The 4,808-nt window shown below is 65.7% G+C and carries 5 protein-coding genes and 1 other RNA gene; all 6 read left to right on the forward strand.

Annotated features, from left to right (window positions below; translation table 11 throughout):
* Nucleotides 1-876 (forward strand): aminotransferase class I/II-fold pyridoxal phosphate-dependent enzyme (locus VEG08_05865; protein HXZ27512.1); only part of this gene is annotated, 876 nt, incomplete at its 5' end.
* A 70-nt stretch (nt 877-946) separates the two neighbouring features.
* Nucleotides 947-1,234, forward strand: coding sequence for a hypothetical protein (locus tag VEG08_05870; protein HXZ27513.1), 288 nt, complete (start codon nt 947-949; stop codon nt 1,232-1,234).
* Between the two features lie 28 nt (nt 1,235-1,262).
* Nucleotides 1,263-1,574 (forward strand): cell division protein ZapA, encoded by a 312-nt coding sequence (locus VEG08_05875; protein HXZ27514.1) that lies wholly within the window; start codon nt 1,263-1,265, stop codon nt 1,572-1,574.
* A gap of 278 nt (nt 1,575-1,852) precedes the next feature.
* Nucleotides 1,853-2,045, forward strand: a non-coding RNA gene (gene ssrS / locus VEG08_05880) — 6S RNA.
* Between the two features lie 128 nt (nt 2,046-2,173).
* Nucleotides 2,174-2,977 carry a prolipoprotein diacylglyceryl transferase gene (lgt, locus tag VEG08_05885; GenBank protein ID HXZ27515.1) on the forward strand — a complete coding sequence of 268 codons (804 nt, stop codon included), beginning with the start codon at nt 2,174-2,176 and terminating at the stop codon, nt 2,975-2,977.
* A gap of 150 nt (nt 2,978-3,127) precedes the next feature.
* Nucleotides 3,128-4,808 (forward strand): IPT/TIG domain-containing protein (locus VEG08_05890; protein HXZ27516.1); only part of this gene is annotated, 1,681 nt, incomplete at its 3' end.

Consider the following 4,808-nt stretch of genomic DNA (forward strand, 5'->3'; position numbering starts at 1 on the left):
GAGCGCATCGCCCAACTGCACCAAGTCAAGCCGGAGCAGGTCTTCCTGGGCAACGGCTCCACCGAGATCCTGAAGATGGCGGCCAACGCCTTCGTGGACAAGGAGCACCGGCTGGTGACGCCGCTGCTCACCTTCGAGGCCATCAGCTTCTACGCCTCCAACCAGCCGGGCGTGACCGTGACCTATGTAGGCCTGACCAGCGACTATCGCCACGACCTCCAGGCCATGCTGGGAGCGGCGCGTCAGAACGCCGGGCTGGTCTACGTCTGCAACCCCAACAATCCCACCGGCACGCTGACCCCGCGGGCGGAGATCGAGGAGTTCATCCGGGCGCTGCCGCGCTCGACCTACGTGCTCATCGACGAGGCCTACCACCACTTCGCGGTGGGCGCGCCCGGGTACGAATCCTTCCTGGACAAGCCCCTGGACGACCCGCGGGTGATCGTGGCGCGCACCTTCTCCAAGGTCTACGGGATGGCGGGGCTGCGGCTAGGCTACGGCATCGTGCCGGAGGGGGCGGTGCGGGCCTTCCGGCAGCAGCGCCTGCAGGACAACGTCAACATGGTGTCGGCGCTGTGCGGGGCGGTGGCGCTCGACGACCAGGCGGCGGTCCAGGTGGCGGTGAAGCGCAACGCCGCCGAGCGCGCGGAGTTCCAGCGGCAGGCGGCCCGGCGCAAGATCGCGGTCATGCCCTCCTACGCCAACTTCTTCATGGTGGACGCGGGGCGGCCCATCCCCCAGGTGATCGAGCACTTCAAGAGGAACAACATCCTGGTGGGCCGGGACTTCCACTACGGCACCTGGCTGCGGGTCTCGCTGGGGCTGCCCAGCGAAATGGTGGCGTTCTGGCAAGCATGGGACAAGATCGGTGGATAGTGAATAGTGGATAGTGGATAGCGAAGAAAAAATCCACAGAGGGTTGGGGTATACTGCGGGCACAATGAGCGTGAAGACAGCCTCCCGGGAACCGGAGATCTCCGCCGACGACTTCCAGGCACTGGAAGAGAAGGTCTACCGCACCATCGAACTGCTGAAGACGGCGCGCGACCTGAAGGCCGCGGCCGAGCGCGACGCCACCCGCCTGCGCGCCCAACTGGAAGAGCGCGAGGAAGAGATGGAGTCGCTGCGCAGCGAGGTGGTCACCCTGCGGCGGGAGCGGGAGGAGGTGCGTACCCGGGTAGAAAAGATGCTCAAGCAAATTGAGGCATTGACGGCGGACGAAAGCGGGAGATAATCACTCCAGCGCCAAGGGAGGAGACCTGGTGGCCAACCCACCCAGCAACAGCGTCCGCGTCGAGATCTTCGATCAAGCTTACAATCTCCGAGGCACCGATCCCGAGTACATCCACAAGCTCGCCGACTACGTGGACGAGAAGATGCGGGTGGTGGCGGAACAGACCGCGACTGTGGACTCGCTGCGGCTGGCGGTGCTGGCGGCGCTCAACATCGCCGACGAATACCACATCCTGAAGCGCAAGTACGACTCGCTGGCGGGGGATTTCAACCAGCGGGCCAGCCACCTCTCCGACGCGCTGGACGAGGCGCTGGGCGAGCCCAGCCGGCGCGCGGGATAGGCCCCCTTAGTTCTCTCTCGTTCTGTCGTCCCTACGGGACTCGTATTCCCGACCCAATCCGTTCCCGGCACTGACGTGCCGGGCTGGGTTCTGGCGTCCCGCAAGGCGGGACTGGCACAACCGAGCCGGCTGTGCCACACGGGCTGTCGGAACATCCGGTTATTGTCTCTTCCTCTGTGTCCTCTGTGGTTCATGGGTTCCAAGCATTCCAGGTGCCAACTATTTGGGTGCGGACTCTTGCGCGGGACGCGGCTCTTCGCCTAGCATCCGTCTTGGAAGCCGGCCTGCAAAGTTAGTGCAGGTGGTCCCCGTTTTTTTGAACCAACACTCAATGAACGGGAGCCCTACTCGGCATATGGCCCGGTGTGCAACGTTCCGCCATGCGGAAATGCCTAAAGGGTCTCGGGGGGCACCCACCGTCGTGGACGGGTTCATTGAACGTGGTCCATCTCACGGCCCCGCGGGTCGGCTTTTCTTCATTGAGCAATCGGGTAATTGAGTAATCGGGTAATTTGAAGGCGCGCAGTCACTTCAATTGCTCAATCACCCGATTACTCAATTACACAATCCCCCCACCTGCATCTAAACTGACCTAGATCGTGTTTCCCCGCCTCTTTCATCTCGGCAGCCTGGACTTTCCCACCTACGGCCTGATGGCGGCGCTGGGCCTGATGGTGGGGCTTTCGGTATGCGTGCGCCTGGCGAGGCGGGAAGGCATCGACCCGGAGCAAGCCTGGAACCTGGGGCTGCTGGCCATCCTGGCGGCCATCGCCGGCGCCAAGCTCTTCCTGCTGCTGGACGACTGGAGCTACTACTCCGAGCATTGGGGAGAATTCTTCAGCTTGAGCACGCTGCGCGCCGGAGGAGTGTGGTACGGGGGATTGCTGGTGGCGCTGGCGGCCGCGGCCTGGTACATCCGCCGCCACCACCTGCCCGTGCGCCGGGTCTGCGACGCCTTCGCCCCGGGGGTGGCGCTGGGCCACGCCATCGGGCGCCTCGGCTGCTTCGCCGCGGGCTGCTGCTACGGCAAGCCCACGCGCCTGCCCTGGGGCGTCATTTTCACTAATCCCCTGGCGGCGCAGTGGTCGGGGACGCCGCTGGGCGTGCGCTTGCATCCCACCCAGCTCTATGAGGCGGCGGTCGAGCTGGCGAATTTCTTCCTCCTGGCCTGGCTGCTCCCGCGCAAGAAGTTCGATGGCGAGGTGATCGGGGCCTACATGGCGCTGTACGGCTTCGCGCGCTTCTTTCTGGAGTTCTTGCGCGACGACCCGGAGCGCGGCTCGGTCTTCGGGGGCGCGCTCACCCTGACGCAACTGGTCTCCATCTTGCTGGTGGTGGGCGGGGGCCTGCTGTGGCTGCGCTGGGGCAAGGCCGCGTCCGTGGCCCGCCCGGCGCGGGGGTAACCGCCCGGCCGCGCGGAGGGACATCGGCCGACCGGCCGCTTGACATTGGCCCTCCAGCGAGTAGGATTTGCCCGTTTCAGGGTCGGGGCCGTGCTGCGGGCTCCTGCGCTTTCTTACGAAAATCCTCCGCACGAAGAAAGGCGCAGCACGATGACGACACGATCCTGGACGTTCGCTCGCGTGTTCGGTTCCGGCTTGCGCGCTTTGAGCCCCCGCCAAGGATGGGGCGCGGCGGCATGCCTCCTCGCGCTGTGCTGGCTGGGTGCGCCGGGCAGCGCCCATGCCCAAGGCCTGGGCAACTTCTGTCCCATCGGCACCTGCGACATCACCAACCCGCACTACGTCAACGTCTATTGGGACTCGAGCCTGGCGCAGTGGGATACCGACGTCGCCGCCAACACGCCCGACATGGCGCACGACCACATCGACCACCTCACCGAATCCCTGATCCACAGCAAGTATTTCGCCGACCTCACGCAGTACAGCGTGACCAGCGTGAGCATGGGCCCCAGCATCTCGGCCAGCGGCTGTGCCGCGGCGCCCGCCACCCTGGACAAGGCCCTCGCCGCCATCCCCACTCTGGTGAACTGCCTGCTGCTGCTCTATCCCAGCCTGAAGGCGGACAACGTCATCCTGGCGGTGTACGTGCCGCCGCAGAGCATGGTCGCGACCGGCTTCTGCCAGAAGAAGGGCGACGAGACCGGGGAACACCAGGAATACGGCCTGCCGGTGGGCAACGTGCTCTTCCTGCCCACCACCAAGCCTTGCAACAACGGCTCCCTGGCCGCCCTGTTCGGCGTGGCCACCCACGAGATGGTGGAGGCGACCACCGACCCCAATCCCCCCTCACCCACGGGCTGGAAGGTGGGCACAACGGGCGACTTCTATGGGCAGGAGGTGGCCGACGTCTGCCAGACCCTGAAGTTCTCCGACGTGGGCTTCCTGTTCGGCGGGGTGGCCAACTACTTCTCCGACAACGCCAACACCTGCTCCACCGGCTTCACCAAGACCGCTCCCACGGTCAGTACCGCCACCTCCTGCGGCAGCGGCCAGAACATGACCCTGAAGCTCACCGGCTCCTTCGGGGCCACGCCCTGGGACCTGGGATCGGGCAAGTTCGGCAAGGAGACGCTCTACCTGAACGCCGTCATCAATCACCAGGGCAAGCAGTGGGAGGCTGGGAACTTCGAAGGCCTGCCCAGAGACTCCAACCTGAATCAGGGCAAACCGGACCTGGTGACCTTCGGCGCCGGGGGCGTGAGCTGGTCGCCGGGGACGATCACGGTGTCCGGGTTCGGCGCCAAGTACGGAACCGTGATGGCCAACGGGGCCACCGCCGCGGTCTTTCCGGGTGATTCCATCCAAGTCAAAGTGGCGCTGAACGACACCGGCCAGTTCGCCACCGCCAACCTCACCGCGCCTTCCGCCTCGCAGATCCTGAGCCTGGCGGTGACGCCCACCGGAGGCGACCCCTACATCTTCGTGAACGCCAAGGCGGACGTGACAGGCACGGTGGCCGACGCCGGCAAGTGCGGCGTGCAGAGTCAACTGGTCTCGCTCATGGGCTTCGCGGGCTTTGTCAACCCCGGTTCCACCGGAACCTCGGCCTCCGGCCAGTTCCAGTCCAGCTATTTCGCGCCCACGGTGGCGGGCACGCAGAAAGTCACGGCCACGCTGGCCAACAACAACTCCGTCACCGCTTCGGTGCCGGTTCCGGTGCATCCCATCCTGAACTCGATCACGCCCAACGTGGGCCCGGTGGCGGGCGGGCAGAACGCCACCCTGGCCGGCGACGGCTTCGACCCCGGCAACACCAGCGTGGGCTTCAGCG

The sequence above is a fragment of the Terriglobales bacterium genome, from assembly GCA_035624475.1.
In the GTDB taxonomy this organism is placed as follows: domain Bacteria; phylum Acidobacteriota; class Terriglobia; order Terriglobales; family Acidobacteriaceae; genus DASPRL01.